Genomic DNA, 16,205 nt, shown 5'->3' with positions numbered 1-16,205 from the left:
AAGCGCAGTTACGCGCTTTGTTCCGCTTCTTTTTTGATTTTTTGGACTAATGTTTTTAGCGCATCTAAACGTGTGGGTGTTAAGGAGGAAATACGAATACACGTTTTACCCAAATTGCTTTTGCCAAAGATGCGGGCATATTGTTCAACCAAAGGCGGTTCATTTTCGGCGATAGGTACATAAATATTAACAGTTTTGGCGTATTGCTTGACTGCAATCAACGGTGAAACTGGATCATCTGGTGAATATTGGAGAAATAACCAGCCAATGCCTGTGAACTTTCCAACAGTGAAACTTTTACCTGCTTGATTTGTTTCTTGTTCAATAAGTTGTTTGATCTGAGTATATGATTTTTCACTATTCACTAGACGCCACCTCTTAGTTATTTCCTATTTTCTATGCACTTATTGTATCATGTTTATAAGGGAAAAGACTCATTGGAAGAATTAGATGAGCAAAGGAGCTTGTTATGAAGAAAAAGTGGTTAGACAAGAAAAAGGTAATTTTTTATTTAGTTTTTATTTTACTAGCGATTTCTACTATATATGCGGTAGTCATGATGATTCAAACACCATCTGGAACGTCAACAACGGAGCACGAACACGTCAAAAGTGATTATGTGTTGATGATTTTACAATGTGTCGCAGGAATGATTATCATATTTTTACCAAAACAAGTAGAACAAAAGTTTGATATTGAGATTCCTGATACGATGGAGATCCTTTTCTTCCTCTTTTTATTTTGCGCCATTTATTTGGGAGAAGTACGAAACTTTTATTACAAAATACCGTTTTGGGACATGATCTTACATGGCTTTAGTGCGGCGATGTTAGGAGCCTTAGGGTTTATTATTGTCGCATACCTAAATCGAAGTCAGCGCATAACCTTACAGCTGAGTCCATTTTTTATTAGTTTGTTTGCTTTTTGTTTTGCAACAACGGTTGGGCTATTTTGGGAAGTATATGAATTTCTAGCAGATCATTTGTTGGGAACGAATATGCAAAAATTTATGACAGGAGAAGGTAAAGTCTTAAGTGGACATGAGGCACTGATCGATACAATGAAGGATTGTATCGTAAATATGCTTGGTGCATTAATCGTCGTTAGTTGGGGATATATTCATTTAAAACATCAAGAAAAAAGATTAAATAATCTTTCACGTGTAAATGAAAAAGCTGAGGAAACTAATTTAGATAGAAATAAGAAAGAAGACTAAAAAATGACGGATATATTTTTAGGTGTCGACATTGGGACCACTGCAATCAAATTTGGCGCAATCGCTGAAGGGGAAACTATTTTGTATCATCGCGTTCCATTGGAAACTTACAATGAGGCTGGGGGGGTTCGTTATCAGAAAGCTTCTGAAATTTTAGCACTTATCCAAAATGAATTACAGACGCTACCTACTTCATTAAGAAAGAGAGTCACGAAAATCAGTTTTAGCGTGGCGATGCACAGTTGCATGCCTGTGGTCGATGGACAATTTGAGCAGGTGTTTATTTGGTCTGACACCCAAAGTATGGAGGAAATAACAGTATTCAAACAGACGAGTAATGCCGAACGTTTTTATCAAAAAACAGGGACACCGATCCATGAAATGACACCTTTTGCTAAAATCCTTTATTTTCAAAAAAGGCGAATGTACCCAGAAAAAACGAAATGGTTGGGTCTAAAAGAATTGCTCATGGAATTTTTCACTGGAATTTCAGCTATTGATTTGTCTACAGCATCTGCTACAGGTTTATTGAACTTAGCCATGCAGCAATGGGATACAGAAATTTTAGCTTATCTTGGCATCAGTCAGGAACAATTAGGGCAGTTAGTGGCGCCAACGACGCCATTTTTGATCAAAAGAGAATTAGCTGATAAGTTTAACTTTTTACCTGGTGTACAAGTTTTTGCAGGAGCAAGTGACGGTTGCTTAGCGGCTTATGGTGGCTACCTAGCTAATGGATTGTCAGCAAGTTTGACTATTGGTACAAGTGCTGCTGTTCGAGAAATAACTGATACACCGATTTTTGATTGGCAACGTCAAAACTTTTGTTACTATTTGACTGAAAATGTTTATGTGATTGGAGCGCCATCAAATAATGGTGGTAAAGTACTTGAATGGGCAAGCCAAATCTTTGCAGATGAGCCAATGCAGTTTTATGAAAAAATTCCTGACTACTTAGCGCAATCATCAATTGGTGCTAAGGGCCTACGTTTTTTTCCGTATGTCAATGGAGAACGAGCACCATTATGGAAAGCCAATCAAAAAGCAGAATTTAAAGGATTAACGATCCATCATCACAAAGCAGAGATGATTCGTGCGGTCATTGAAGGTTTGCTGTTCAACATTAAGCGACTTCATGAAATGGTAAAAGAACCACGTACTTTAGCAATCAGTGGTGGATTTTTTGAGTCTACTGTTTTATGTCAGTTAACAGCAGACATTTTAGGCGCTGATTGTTGGTTAGCTGGTGAAAATGAACCAATCTATGGTCTGTATGGGTTAATTAATCAGATAGTCCCGAAACAGTCGCCATCGAATCTGCAAAAATGGTCAGCTGATCAAGAAAAACAAGCAGAATTACAACAAATATTTCAGACCTATTTTGATTGAATTGTGTAAGTTGTTCAGTGTGTAAAAACGTAGAAATCATTTCTGGTTCTTCTAATTTGGTCGTGTTTCCTTAGGTGATGGAGAGCAACAATCATTTTTGAGAACGGAACTGGAAATTTTTTAGTTCAAAAGGGATGAGCAAGGAGGACTTTATGACTTTTTACAGCATTTCATATTTGGAAGCACAAACGAATTTAAATGATTATGTAAAATACTTTTTTATTTTTGGTTCGTTGATTCTATTAGTAGTGGTCTTTAGTTTGTATTTAAGGCATCGAATACAAACGAAGTATCGGGATCTTAGTATTATTTTTTTCTTATTTTTGTTGTTTGTTTCTGGTGTGCAGTATTCAGATTATCAAGTGAATCAAAGTCGTCACTCCCAGTCTTCTCAAATGGTTAACTTAGTAGAACAAATTTCAAAAGAAAAAAACTTAGCAAAAAAAGAAATCTTGGTCAATTCCACTCAACTGGCCGACGGGATCATTGTGAAAATCGCAGATGATTTTTATAAAGTCAATTTAAGTGGAGATCAGGCATCCTATACGCTAGAACGAGCATATGTTACTAATCCAGAAATTAAAATTATCAACGAATAAGGAGAAAAAATATGCAGTTTTATACACCAATTATTATTAAATTTGCACTAGGGATCATTTGTTTGATTATTCAAATTAATTTGATGGGAAAAGGAAATTTAGCTCCTTCTTCAGCGATGGATCAGGTCCAAAATTATGTTTTAGGTGGTATTATTGGGGGCGTAATCTATAATGACTCAATTACTGTATTGCAATTTGTATTGGTATTGATTATTTGGACGTTGTTAGTATTAGTTCTCAAATTTGCTAAAGAGCATAATCGCTATGTGAAACGAATAGTGGATGGTCGACCCATTACTTTGATTCAAAATGGGGTCGTTGATGTCAATGAATGTTTGAAAAATGGAATCTCAGCCAATGAATTGATGTTTAAACTTCGAGCAAATGGTATTTACGAAGTAGAAAATGTAAAGCGTGCTGTCTTGGAACAAAACGGTCAATTGACACTGATTGAATTTGGTGATGAAAATATTCGTTATCCAATTATTGTTGATGGCCAGTCGAATGAAGACGTATTGGAATTGATAAAAAAAGATGAAGCTTGGTTGGAAGAACAAATTAAACAAAATGGATTCCAAAAAATCAACGAAATCTATCTTGGAGAGTATTTATCTGGAAAATTAAATCTCTACGGCTACAAAAAATAAACTAGACTAAATAGCTTTGTTAGTAAAAAATACTTGAAGTGTGAAACAGTTGATTGAAAGAAAACTGTTTCATACTCTTTTTTTGCACAGAAATCATGTATGAAACCGAAAACACTGCACACTAATAATAACTTGTGTATTTTAATTTGTTAGTGTGCGCACTGACGGATGACATCTGTACCCCTTGATAGAGTAGTAATGTAAAGCGCTTTTATTTTTGGCACGGTACTTGCATTATATAAAAGTGTAAGTAAGAAAAAAGGATGTGTTCGAAATGGAAAAGAAAACAATTATGCTTGTCTGTTCAGCAGGAATGAGTACTAGTCTATTAGTAACTAAAATGCAAAAAGCAGCTGAGGAAAAAGGTGTGGAAGCAGATATCTTTGCTGTATCAGCTTCTGATGCTGACCGTCATCTAGAAGAAAAAAATGTAGACGTTTTACTTTTAGGTCCACAAGTTCGATTTATGAAAAATCAATTTGAAGAAAAACTTGCACCAAAAGGGATTCCGTTGGATGTAATCAATATGCAAGATTACGGCATGATGAACGGTCCAAAAGTTTTAGAACAAGCAGAAAACTTAATTAACCAATAAAACTTGAATAAAAATAGAGGGGATGAAGAATAATGGAAGATCAAAAAAATCTTGAGGCAATCATGGGATTGATCATGTTTGGCGGAAATGCAAAAAGCGATGCAATGGAAGCGATTGCTGCCGCAAAAAGTGGTGACTTTGAATTAGCAGATGCAAAAATCAAAGATGCAGAAGAATCTTTAGTGCAAGCACACCATTCACAAACAGAAATGCTTACGCAAGAAGCACAAGGAAACCATGTGGACGTTACATTATTGACTGTTCATAGTCAAGATCACTTGATGACATCAATCGCGTTTACTGATTTAGCAAAAGAAATTATTGATTTATATCGTCGAATTGACGTGTAAAAGGGGTAAAAGAAAGAGGTAGGAAAGATGGATAGATTTGTTGCATTTATGGAGAAACACTTTATACCTGTAGCATCAAAAATTGGTGCTCAACGACATTTAGTTGCTATTCGTGATTCATTTATGGTAAGTATGCCGTTGATGATTTTAGGTGCGTTAGCAGTTATGATTAATAATTTACCAATTCCTGGATTCCAAGAATTAATGAATTCGATTTTTGGTGGAGAAGCGTGGAAAGGCTTCGGAGGCGCAGCGTGGAACGGAACATTCGCAATCCTTTCGGTTTTGATTGCTTTCTTGTTAGCTTATCATCTAGCGAATAGTTATAAAAAAGACGGCGTGTCTGCCGGTGTCATTTCATTAGGATCATTCTTCGCTTTAGGCGGAGCATTGGGCATGAGCTCGACTGGTTTATTTATTGCAATTATTGTTGGGATTGTCTCAACAGAAATTTTTGTTCGATTAAGTGGAAATGAAAAATTAATTATTAAAATGCCTGATGGTGTTCCACCAGCAGTTGCAAAAGCATTTGCTTCATTATTACCTGCAATGATTACTATTTCATTCTTTGCATTGATTGCTGCGATTTTTGCTGCATTTGGTGTAGCTGATATTGTAGGCGCATTTTACACATTAGTTCAAGAACCATTTATGGGACTTGCAAACTCATATCCATCAGCATTATTATTAGCATTCATCACACCATTCTTATGGTTCTTCGGTTTACATGGAGCAAACATGGTTGACCCATTGATGCAAACAATCAATGCACCTGCAATCGAAGCAAATGTGAAAGCGATTGCTGCAGGACATGATGCACCATTTATCGTTAATAAACCATTCTTTGATAGTTTTGTTAACTTAGGTGGTACAGGTGCGACATTAGGTTTATTATTAGCTATTTATTTAGTTGGCCGTAAAAACAAACCTTATATGGTCGTAACAAACTTATCAATCGCGCCAGGTATCTTTAACATCAATGAACCAACGATGTTTGGATTGCCAATCGTATTGAATCCAATTATGTTTATTCCGTTTATTTTAACACCAATGGTTTTAGTTAGTGTTGCTTATTTTGCAACATCTACAGGAATCGTTCCAGCAGCGACAGTTATGCCTCCTTGGGTAACTCCACCGGTTATCGGCGGGATTTTGGCAACTAAGAGCATGGCAGGCGGTGTGTTAGCTGCTGTCAACTTGATTCTTTCCGTTTTGATTTACTTGCCATTCGTAAAAGTTGCGACAGTGCAAGAACAACGTAAAGTAGCACAATAAAAAAATGTGTTATTTCACAAAAATGAAATAGCTTGAAAGCAGTGAGGTTGTGACATTAGTCGCAACCTCTTTTTTGTGTCCGCCAATCAATTAAACTAGTTTCTTAAAAATAAATTAGTGTGTAAATACATATATATTGTGAAAATAATACATGTTATAAAAAACTTTCAAAATATTCTTTCATTTTAATTTCATAAAAAGATAATTTTTCTATCTATTAGAAATCACTATATAAACTGATTTAAAAGAATTAAATTAAAAAATAGTGAATTTGTATTTGTTTTTGATTAGAAAATAAAGTATACTCTAATTGTAAATATTAGAGTATGATTAAATTGATTGTTAGTTGATGAACTTTTAATAAGTGAGAGAAAGGGTGAGCGATAGTGAAAGTTGTTTCTAAGTGGATGATGCCTTTGGTTGCAGTGGGGATGATTCTTGCACCATACATCGAAACAGCTGCGAGTGTCCAACAGGTGTTTGCTGAATCTCAGACAACAGAGAGCCAAACAGTGCAAGAAGAAGCAGAAGTGAACTTGGAAGTTTTGTTAGATGAAGATTATGCAAAGGTGGAAGGAGGCTACATTGAAAAAGAGAATTCCTTAGAGTGGACGATTCAATTTGAAAAAAAGGCTAGTGTCAATGAAGGACGAATCAGATTAGCCATTGATACTGCAGCTGCTGGGATCGGTACGGTAAAAAATGTTCGTGGGAAAGGTCTGTCTTCTTATGATGCAGAAGGAACGGAGTTAAAGACAGAGGAAATTTCTGGTGCCACTTGGTACATTGGAAAGATTTATTCGGCAGAAGCAAAGAGCGGGATACTGACTTTCGAAACAGAAAAAGGGACAAAAATCACAGACGGGGAACTTCCCCTGCAAGTTGTCGTAGATGAAAAAGTGCAAGAAGAAAGCAACAAAGAAGAACTAAAAAAAACTGACACAGAAGTAAGTAGTACAGAAAACAACGCAACACAAAATACCACAGATGAAAGCTCCCAAAATGAGGATGCTGAAAAAACGAACACCGCAGAACAATCCAACGAAACAAGTGAAGTAGAAAGTCAAGGAACACCATTGGTTAGAAATCAAAGTCCGCTGTTTGCGGGTATCCTTGAGAGACTTGGCCCCACATCGACAAATGATCCTTACAAATACATTTATCCACAAGATGGAGATACACAACATCGTTATCCTTATTTTGCAACGAATGATTATACGAAGGTGTTAGCTGATAGACAGGAAACAGCTACATATACTGGAGATAAGGGCGAACTATACGAGGATGGCAGTGACGAACCGATTTCAGATGAAGATTACCATGCTGGTGGCGCAAATTGGCGGAATTATGACTACGCAACTGATAATGGTTCAACAGCAGGAAATGACGAAACAGATACACGCGCACCGACAGTTCAACTGTGGGGAGACGATCGAACATTTGAAAATAGTTATTTAGACTATAGTGGTGCTTATATCAAAAAATGGGTAGAACCTGTTTTGCAGGAAAGCGCTAATAATAATGAGATACATTCTGAAGATAATACCACGCTATACAACGTTTATCTTGATGTGATTGGTGGAGAAAATCGAGATGTTCAACCAGTAGATGTCGTTTTTGTACTAGACAAATCAGCAAGTATGAGTGAAACGACGGGAACAAATAACCAATCAAAAAATAATGCTTTAGTAGAAGCTGTTGAAGAACTCAGTCAGAATCTACTGTCCAATCCAACAATGGACGCACGGATCGGGATGGTCAATTTTTACTCTGAATATCCTGTTGATGGAGGAAATCAGAATGGTATTGCTTCTAATACTTTAGCAATGACCAATGATATTAATAGAATCACAAATCGAACCAGTAACACAGCTCTTTATCAAAATCCAGAGGGAGGAACCCCACTTTCATTAGGGTTACGAAAAGGGTATGAGATTTTATATGCAAATAATGGCGGAAATGAACGAGAACCAGAGAAAATTTTGATTGTCGTTGGCGATGGTATCCCAACATTTAGCTATGGACCTATCCAATCACAAACAAGGATTAGAAATACAAATCGGTGGGGGAATTGGGGAAATCTAACGACAGTTGCCGATACAACTGTCACAACAGCAACAGATAATATTGAACCTTTCAGAAACTTTGAAACCTATTCTGGAAATACGTCAGGTGCAGGTTTTAGCGGACCACTGACGTATCCAAGTGATTTTGATCGACCAGCTGATGAACCTTTACCACCTTTAGTTAATGGTGCGACACAAACTAGATATTATGGCGGGGAAGTCAAAGATGGAGACGCAAAGTCTTACTGGATTGGTGATGGTACAGCTAATAACAACACAGCTGGAAATTCGAATTCAGATGAAAAGGAGGCAGCAATTAACACAGTGGCTTATCATCACTGGTTGAAAAATAAGATGGACGATCCACCAAATATTTTCACGATTGGTCTAGGAATTGATGGCTCTGTTAGCAGCCGTCAGCGATTAGATGCGATTGGTCGGAATGTATTACAAAATATTGCTGATGCAAAAGATGATGGTAGCCCATATTACTATAATGCAAGTAATAAAAGGGATATTGTTACAGCGCTAGAATCGATTTCTTCAACATTTACGAAAACGATTCGTCAAGCAACTTTATATGATGAAACAGGCTTTAATGTATCCTTATTTAATGGCGGAACATCGGCTGAAATCAACTATTACCATCTTGATAATAGCTCGGATGGTAACGTTCGCTACCAAGCACCAGAATTATGGGATGAAGCGAAACATGGGCAAAGACCGGCTGATGTTGTGGCAATGCCAACCAGCTATCAAGGACGAGATAATCATGCCTATAAATTTTCACCAATATCATTAGGTGAAGGAGAAATGGTACGAATCAAGTATCAAGTGAAGTTAGATGGTGGCGCTCAAGATGGAAAGTTTTACACCGTCAATAACTTAGCTTATATCCAAAATCAAGAGGATTATGACAACGATGTCGAGTCAGGGAAAATGTTTTTCCCGGCACCATCAATTCGTTTTGAACATCCTGATCGTAATTTACAAATTAAGAAAACTGGAGAAGATGGCAAGCCATTAGCCGGTGTTTTGTTTGGTTTATATGATGCAGATCCGAAATCATCTGGAGCAAACTTGATTGAGCAAAGTGTGACGACAGATAGTGGGCAGGCTATCTTTAATACGAAGATTGATGTACTAAGTGATGGTGAAGACGCTACGAGTGATGTTTATTGGGTGAAAGAAATTGGCGGACCTGAAAGATATGAGTTAATAGAAGAAGCCTTGAAGTTCCAAATTAAAAAGTATATCGCAAAACCTGGTGAAACATTAGGCCATTATGAATTAACTGTGGCAGGAACTTCTGGTGAACGAGTAAGTACGGTCAATGATACTGAGGATGATGATCCTAATTCGTACTTTGAGGGTAGTCATCATAAATTATCAATTGTTCAGGAAAAAAATGAAACAGAAACAGATTTTGAAGAATTATACGTGCAATTAGAAATGAAAAATGAATATAAACCTATTCAACTAAACTTGAAAAAGGTAGCAAAAGAAAGTCGATTAGCAATCGATGGTGCTGAATTTTCTCTTTATGAAACAAATGGTTCAGGCGAACTTCAAGGGAAGCCCATTGCAAAAGGTATTTCTGGCGAAAATAAAGAATCTGCTAAAGGACTACTGACTTTTTATGAAGTTGATGACACTGGTGAATACGTCTTAGACGGAAATGGACAAAAAAAAGTTTATTCTTTAGCCAAATCCGGTAGCTTTGTCCATACTGGCGATGGTTATCAATATGTAGAATATCGAATTGTTGAGACAGAAAATCCTGCGGGGTATCAAGATCCGGTAAAAGAAGAGGATTGGTTATTACAGGTCCATAATAATGATCGAATCCGATTAAAACAAATAAATGCAACAGATTGGACATTTTTAGCTTATACCGTTGATGAAACTGATGATACGCTGTGGATCGAATTTGAGGTTGAAAATACTTTCTTATATCGAGAAGTCCGCGTAAAAAAAATAGATAAGAATAATCAACTATTAAATGGTGCAGGATTTACGATTACAAAAGAAAATGATACGTCTTTCCCTGCTTATCGTGCTTATACAGGGAATCCGTTAGAGCCAAACACGGAACGACAGGCGGATGGTATCGGTTATTTCTACGCTTATCGTTATCACACTGAAAAATATGCTGATTTAGACTATGACATACCACTGAGATTGATGCCAGGTGAATACACAGTTACAGAAAACGTTGCGCCAAATGGTTATCAATTATCTGATAAAGTTTTTCGATTTGAAGTTAATGAAGAAGGTAATTTTATTGTTGATGGAATAAATCTTGATAAAGAGTCAGCTCAATCCCCAACTGGCTACCAACTGATTGACGATATTTTAGAATTAACTTTAACAAATGATTTAGCACCAATAGATTTAATGCTAGAAAAATTAGACAGTGTAACCAAGAAAAAACTGGAAGGTGCAAGTTTTAGTGTTGAAAAGCAACTAGACAATGGCTTCGAGTTGATTGAAGAAGGCTTGACTGTGGATGAAAAGGATCCAGCAAGTTTTATCTCCAAAGATCTAGAAGCTGGTAATTATCGAATTATTGAAACAAGTGCACCTAAAGGGTACCGAAAATTGCCGGGCTATTTCTTGTTAACTATTAGTTACCGAGAAGAAGCTGAGTTAGATGAAAATTCAAAAGTCATTCCTGGAAAGGAAAAAGGAAGTTTGAAAGCAGAAATTGCTTATTATCCAACAATGGATGCAAGCTCTCCAGCTGAGACAAAGGAACTTACGTATGAGTTGATTGGTAACGAGAGAATCGAGTTGTCCGTTGAGGTAGGTAATGATACGGAAAATCCACTTCCGGCTACAGGTGGTCGTGGTAGGCAGATCTTTATGTTGATTTCAGCGATTTTAGTTGGCTTGGCTGGAATAGTCGGTGGAAGTTATTTCTATTATCAAAACAAAAGAAAGAAGGGATTGAAATGAGTCGCAAAATAGTAAATCTAGTTGGTGTGATACTGGCGACTCTTTCTTTTCTGTGCATTCCTTTGACGATCGCTCAGGCACAAACAAATGATGAAGTTGAGATTATTTTGCATAAGCGCATCATTCGTGATGTAGATTACAGTCAGGAAAACTTCGAAATGTATGAAAATGACGGCAAAGAAATTGATAAAAACACGACTGAAGTAGATGTCATCACACAAACAACGCCATTGAACGGAGCAAAATTTCAGGTGTACGACCTGACCGAATACTATGGCAAAACAAACGCGGAAACAGCGAAACAATTTGTTCAAACAATGGCGAATTATAGTTTTCAACAGATTAATAACTTAGTCGAAAAGGAAGGCATCCCATTAGTTGGCACGATCCAGACGCAAAATGAAGGCGAAGTGAATGGAAAATATGGTGGGGGGATTGGCAGAATTCATCTTCCACGAAAGAGTAATAACCAAGATGCGGTGTATTTGTTTGTTGAGCAAGATACCGATACTGGAAGTGGAACGAATTTGGCTAAAGACACACTGACTACGCCCTTAGCAGTTGTTTTACCAATTATGGACCCAATGGATGCAACAAATGAATTACAAGAAATCCACTTGTATCCCAAAAACATCGGGTATTTACGAGATCCTTATTTCTTTAAATATGGCAGAACGAAAGGGACAAATGAAGAAGGCACTCCAATAGCAGGAGCAAAATTTGTTCTGTATAAAATTGAAAATGGAGAAAAGCTGTATTTGACAGCTGATTCTACTAAAAGTTTTAACAGCAAGTGGGAAAAAGCAAAGAATAATGAACCATTGACTGACGAAAACATTCGTAAATATCAGTCAAAAGACAATGGACTGGTTGATACAGATGGGTTACTTCTAGCACCGAATACTTATTATTTTGAAGAAGTTCAGAGTGTGGAAGGGTATGAAATCAATGAGGCGAGTAAACAAATTGAAGTGAAGATTCCTGCTTCATGGGTTGATGATGAAGGAAATGAGACCTTTGTAACTGTCGCTGGACAAAAAATGTTAGAACTGCTTTCAGGAAAAGTACCTGAAGAAGCAGAAGAAAGTGCAACACCACGCATTTATAATGAGCGGCAAGCAACTACGAAAGATTCAGAAGAGCCAGCGAATATGGGGAATAAACCGCCGTTTAGTAAGTTTCCACAAACAGGTGCAGTTAAGACAGGTGCATTTTTGTTTGGTGTAATGATTCTGTTAGGTGTTTGGTATTACTTGAGAAGAAAAAAAACAACTAAAAAAGATTTATAGGAGGAAAAAATGAAAAAAATTTGGAAAGTACTAACGATTGCGGGGATGCTTACCCCGCTCTTTCAAGGATTTGGTACAACTGTAGATGCAGCAGCAGTAGCAACGAAACCAGAAGAAGTAGCAATCACGCTACATAAGCGTAGTTTTTCATCGATGCCATCTGATACCCTTAATAATGGTTTGGTAAATGATAATTTTGGTGGCGAGCCACTTCCAGGTGTTGACTTTAGTTTATTTGATGTAACAGACGTCTATTATGCTTTGTTAAAGGATAATCCAACAACAGTTGAAGTGGACGATGGGATGACTTCACCAGAAGCAATCAAATTGATTCAAGAGGAGTATACAGCTACTTGGTTCCAAGACTATAATCTAGTAGCTGAAAGAACTGTCACAACGAATGATAAGGGTGAAGCTGTTTTTAATCAATTAAAAGTGACAGAAGCGACTAATGAAAAACGGGATAAAGCGTATTTATTTTTAGAAACATATTCGCCAGCTGATATTGCCAAAGTGGCGGCACCGATGGTTGTGCTGATGCCAGTGATGATGCCGAATACAGCTACCCCTGGAGAATGGCTAGATACGTATAATGATGATATTCATTTATATCCAAAAAATGAAACGCAAGAGTCTAGTAAGGCAATGAATATTGATCCTTCTGAATTAAGACAAATCACATTAAGCAACGGCACAGAAATTAGTTATGCAGATTTAGAAAAAGGATATTTGATCAATTATACGATTACTGCACCAATTCCTTACTTTATTGATTCAGTGAATGATGATGACACACCAGTAATCAATAACTTTATTATTGAAGATAAACCAACTGCTGGCTTGACTTATTTTAACCAACAACTTGTTGTGACAGCAGGCACGACAGAACTAACTATAGATAACGATTATTCATTGGAAGAAGTGGGTAATGGATTTATACTAACGATTTTAACGGAAAAAGATGGGAAAGCTAATGTGGATACATTGACTAAACTTGCTGCTGCACGTGGTGGACAATTAACTGTCCACTATGCGATGAAACTAACAGCAACGATCACACCTGATGAGCTACAAGAGAATACAGCGAAAATTGCGATTGGTCGTGGAGATGCCTATGACTACTCAGAAGATGTGCAACCTCCAGAAAAAGTAGTTACAGGTGGACGTCAATTTGAAAAATATGACGCATCAAGTAAAGCCAAACTTGCTGGAGCAGAATTTGAATTATGGAATGCAACGAAAGAAAAATATGCTGTTTTCTATAAAGATAATAAGGAACTAAGTAATTATCAAAACGATGCAGATCGTGTTGAATGGGTCGATGACCAAACAGGTGCCACTAAATTTGTATCTTTGGCAGACACTGGAAAATTTGAAGTTCAAGGATTAGAGTATGGTACTTATTACATGAAAGAAGTGAAAGCTGCTGACGGTTACGCATTACCAACTGGGGATGCTGCATTCACAGAGTTTACAGTAGAACTTGGAAGCTACAGTGGGTTTGAAACAATTGGGCAACCAAAGGATGTAGAAGTTCCGAATACGAAAAAAGGTGCATTACCTTCAACAGGTGGAAACGGAATTTATCTATTCTTGTTGATTGGTTCATTCCTAATGCTAGCGGCTTATGGTGGGTATCGTAAATTAAAGAAACCAACAGAAATTTAAGGATATGAAGGGTGGACGATGATAACTGATGGTAAAGTTGTCATTGTCCACGTTTCGCTAGAATTTGGCGAAAGAGGTGAGGGATGTGAAGAAGTTGAGAAAAAAAGAACAAAATCAAGTGCAAGAAGAGCCACTGGGGTTGTTTTTAAAGGGCAGTGCTTTGATGTTGTTCTTGATTGGTTTCTTTATTTTTTTGTATCCCTTTGTGGCTGATTCATTGAACAATGTGGTTGACCAAGTTAGGCTACAAACTTACCAACGAGAAGTTCATCAAAAAGGTGAGGAAGAACGGAAAAAACGGCTAAGTAGCATGGCTAAAACAAATCAACAACAACGAGAAAAAGGTTTGCTGATTGGTTCTGAAAAATTAGGGGATTATTTCTCGAAACGTTCTCAAAAGAGTGAGGGAAAACAAATTCAACACTTAGACGATCACTTGATCGGCGCCATCCATATTCCTAAAATCAATGTCAGTTTGCCAATTTTTGATCAAACGAATGAATTATTTTTGGAAAGAGGAGCGACTTTACTGCAAGGAACCTCTTATCCAATTGGTGGAAAAAGTACACACTCAGTGATTACGGGGCATAGCGGCTTGCCCAAAAAAAAATTATTTACTGATTTAGAGAAATTAAAAATTGGCGATCAGTTTTATATTGAAACTCTTGGCAAAAAGCTTGCGTATGAAGTTAGTCAAATCACGATTGTTTTGCCAACTAATGTAGATGCGTTAGCCATAAAAGAAAAGGAAGATTTAGTGACTTTAGTGACTTGTACGCCTTATGGTATAAATACGCACCGTTTACTAGTTACAAGCAAACGAGTCCCTTACGAAGAAAAAAAAGCACAATCGGCGGAAAAACAAGTAGCGACTTATCATCTCAGCAGATTTATTTTACTTGGACTGATTTGTTTGATTCTTTTAGTTATCGTTATTCACTGGAGCTGGTTAAAATGGAATCAGATAAAAAGTAAAGATTTTCATTATTCTTTAGCATTTACACTTTGTGTGGACGGTCAACCCCAAAAAGATCAACAAGTATATCTGACTGATTGGGATCAACAAATAATCATGGATGCGCAAGGGCTGCCCCTTCAACAAAGCAGTGATGCGCAAGGACATATTTTATTTGAACAACTGCCAGGCGGACGCTATAAGATAATCATCAAAGAGAAATCAAAAGAGCAGATTATAAAAGCTAGCATCAACAATTATAAGAAATCAGCTTTTGTGTTAAAGGCGAATCGCTTTGATGACTATCATCTTAAAAAACAAAATAAGCAATTTGTTTTATGGAAGAAAACGAAGAAATCTTATCAATAAAAAAAAGACTGAATTTTTTCAGTCTTTTTTTCGTATCTAGTTATTAATCAGAAACAAAAGTAGAATTAGGGAGTCATGAGTGTGGAAAAATAATCTGTTTTATCTGCTTCAGTAATTGTTCGCAGTACATGACAAGGGTTTCCAACAGCGATGACGTTTGCAGGAATGTTCTTTGTAACGACACTACCAGAGCCGATAATTGTATTTTCGCCAATTGTCACTCCTTGATTTACCGTCACATTTGCCCCTAGCCACACTTTGTTACCGATTGAAACTGGTTTTGCATAACAAGCACCAGCCACTCGTTCTTCTGGATCAATTGCGTGATTGGTTGTAAAAATTCCAACACGTGGTCCAAATAAGACGTCATCACCAATTCGAATTTCCGCGCCGTCTAATAAGATACAATCAAAATTGCTATAAAAACGTTCGCCAATATGAATATGTTTGCCAAATTCACAACGAAAACCCAGTTCAAAAAAAACAGATTCTCCAACAGAACCAAGTAATTCGGAAAGAATCTCTTTTCTAGCAGACTCATCTGTTCCGTAAAGGTTGTTGTAAGTCAAAACTTTTGCCATTGTTGCCTGGCGGGCTTGTATCAGTGTATTAGCCAAATCATTGTACATTTTTCCAGATTGAATAAAATCAAGATAGTTCGCTTCCATTAGGACACCCACTTTGTTTATTTTAGTCTTGCTTTCAGTTAAACATAGTCTATTGACAAAGACAAATGAGTTTATAAATGGAAGGGCACGTTATTTTGCTTACTGACAAGGCAAGTCTGTACTACAAAAGGAATTAGTTCAAAGAATGTGTTCATTGATGG

13 protein-coding genes are annotated in these 16,205 nt (G+C 36.9%); 11 read left to right on the top strand and 2 right to left on the bottom strand.

Features of this window, described 5'->3' with window-relative positions; translation table 11 throughout:
* Window positions 1-8: 8 nt before the first annotated feature.
* A complete protein-coding gene (locus DOK81_RS06250) occupies window positions 9-365 on the bottom strand; it encodes a hypothetical protein (RefSeq protein WP_206909381.1) in 357 nt (118 codons plus the stop codon).
* A 104-nt stretch (window positions 366-469) separates the two neighbouring features.
* Here DOK81_RS06250 and DOK81_RS06245 point away from each other — a divergent pair, with 104 nt between their 5' ends.
* The 11 genes from DOK81_RS06245 (at window position 470) to DOK81_RS06195 (ending at window position 15,376) form a co-directional block, all read left to right on the top strand.
* Window positions 470-1,216 (top strand): hypothetical protein, encoded by a 747-nt coding sequence (locus DOK81_RS06245; protein WP_206909379.1) that lies wholly within the window; start codon window positions 470-472, stop codon window positions 1,214-1,216.
* Between the two features lie 3 nt (window positions 1,217-1,219).
* Complete coding sequence (locus DOK81_RS06240) at window positions 1,220-2,605, top strand: FGGY family carbohydrate kinase (RefSeq protein WP_242589928.1); 1,386 nt, start codon at window positions 1,220-1,222, stop codon at window positions 2,603-2,605.
* Window positions 2,606-2,757: 152 nt separating this feature from the next.
* Window positions 2,758-3,204 carry a DUF3290 domain-containing protein gene (locus DOK81_RS06235; protein WP_206909377.1) on the top strand — a complete coding sequence of 149 codons (447 nt, stop codon included), beginning with the start codon at window positions 2,758-2,760 and terminating at the stop codon, window positions 3,202-3,204.
* Between the two features lie 11 nt (window positions 3,205-3,215).
* Entirely contained in the window at window positions 3,216-3,851 is a 636-nt protein-coding gene (locus DOK81_RS06230; RefSeq protein ID WP_206909375.1) for a DUF421 domain-containing protein, read from the top strand.
* Window positions 3,852-4,125: 274 nt separating this feature from the next.
* Window positions 4,126-4,446 carry a PTS sugar transporter subunit IIB gene (locus DOK81_RS06225; RefSeq protein ID WP_206899394.1) on the top strand — a complete coding sequence of 107 codons (321 nt, stop codon included), beginning with the start codon at window positions 4,126-4,128 and terminating at the stop codon, window positions 4,444-4,446.
* Window positions 4,447-4,478: 32 nt separating this feature from the next.
* The gene (locus DOK81_RS06220; RefSeq protein WP_206899393.1) at window positions 4,479-4,796 is read left to right on the top strand and encodes a PTS lactose/cellobiose transporter subunit IIA; all 318 of its coding nucleotides are present in this window, start codon (window positions 4,479-4,481) and stop codon (window positions 4,794-4,796) included.
* 27 nt (window positions 4,797-4,823) lie between these two features.
* Complete coding sequence (locus DOK81_RS06215; RefSeq protein WP_206909373.1) at window positions 4,824-6,071, top strand: PTS sugar transporter subunit IIC; 1,248 nt, start codon at window positions 4,824-4,826, stop codon at window positions 6,069-6,071.
* A gap of 410 nt (window positions 6,072-6,481) precedes the next feature.
* Window positions 6,482-11,095, top strand: coding sequence for a SpaA isopeptide-forming pilin-related protein (locus DOK81_RS06210; protein WP_206909453.1), 4,614 nt, complete (start codon window positions 6,482-6,484; stop codon window positions 11,093-11,095).
* Window positions 11,092-12,384, top strand: a complete 1,293-nt coding sequence (locus DOK81_RS06205; RefSeq protein WP_206909372.1) for a pilin N-terminal domain-containing protein — start codon at window positions 11,092-11,094, stop codon at window positions 12,382-12,384. Before DOK81_RS06210 ends, DOK81_RS06205 begins: the two co-directional genes overlap by 4 nt.
* Window positions 12,385-12,393: 9 nt before the next feature.
* Window positions 12,394-14,052, top strand: coding sequence for a SpaH/EbpB family LPXTG-anchored major pilin (locus DOK81_RS06200; RefSeq protein ID WP_242589927.1), 1,659 nt, complete (start codon window positions 12,394-12,396; stop codon window positions 14,050-14,052).
* A gap of 85 nt (window positions 14,053-14,137) precedes the next feature.
* On the top strand, window positions 14,138-15,376 hold the full coding sequence (locus DOK81_RS06195; RefSeq protein ID WP_206909369.1) for a class C sortase: 1,239 nt from the start codon (window positions 14,138-14,140) through the stop codon (window positions 15,374-15,376).
* Window positions 15,377-15,441: 65 nt separating this feature from the next.
* Here DOK81_RS06195 and DOK81_RS06190 read toward each other — a convergent pair whose 3' ends face one another.
* Window positions 15,442-16,044, bottom strand: coding sequence for a sugar O-acetyltransferase (locus DOK81_RS06190; RefSeq protein WP_206909367.1), 603 nt, complete (start codon window positions 16,042-16,044; stop codon window positions 15,442-15,444).
* Window positions 16,045-16,205 lie beyond the last annotated feature (161 nt).

It is taken from the genome of Enterococcus sp. DIV0660C, from assembly GCF_017316125.1.
In the GTDB taxonomy this organism is placed as follows: Bacteria; Bacillota; Bacilli; order Lactobacillales; family Enterococcaceae; genus Enterococcus_B.
The sequence above is the reverse complement of the archived record's forward strand: the minus strand, read 5'-3'. Positions and strand labels throughout refer to the sequence as shown.

Bases quoted from the DNA above. Each gene is read 5' to 3' on its own strand.
- DOK81_RS06245 (WP_206909379.1), top strand. From the start codon at position 470: ATGAAGAAAAAGTGGTTAGACAAGAAAAAGGTAATTTTTTATTTAGTT.
- DOK81_RS06240 (WP_242589928.1), top strand. From the start codon at position 1,220: ATGACGGATATATTTTTAGGTGTCGACATTGGGACCACTGCAATCAAA.
- DOK81_RS06235 (WP_206909377.1), top strand. From the start codon at position 2,758: ATGACTTTTTACAGCATTTCATATTTGGAAGCACAAACGAATTTAAAT.
- DOK81_RS06230 (WP_206909375.1), top strand. From the start codon at position 3,216: ATGCAGTTTTATACACCAATTATTATTAAATTTGCACTAGGGATCATT.
- DOK81_RS06225 (WP_206899394.1), top strand. From the start codon at position 4,126: ATGGAAAAGAAAACAATTATGCTTGTCTGTTCAGCAGGAATGAGTACT.
- DOK81_RS06220 (WP_206899393.1), top strand. From the start codon at position 4,479: ATGGAAGATCAAAAAAATCTTGAGGCAATCATGGGATTGATCATGTTT.
- DOK81_RS06215 (WP_206909373.1), top strand. From the start codon at position 4,824: ATGGATAGATTTGTTGCATTTATGGAGAAACACTTTATACCTGTAGCA.
- DOK81_RS06210 (WP_206909453.1), top strand. From the start codon at position 6,482: ATGCCTTTGGTTGCAGTGGGGATGATTCTTGCACCATACATCGAAACA.
- DOK81_RS06205 (WP_206909372.1), top strand. From the start codon at position 11,092: ATGAGTCGCAAAATAGTAAATCTAGTTGGTGTGATACTGGCGACTCTT.
- DOK81_RS06200 (WP_242589927.1), top strand. From the start codon at position 12,394: ATGAAAAAAATTTGGAAAGTACTAACGATTGCGGGGATGCTTACCCCG.
- DOK81_RS06190 (WP_206909367.1), bottom strand. From the start codon at position 16,044: ATGGAAGCGAACTATCTTGATTTTATTCAATCTGGAAAAATGTACAAT.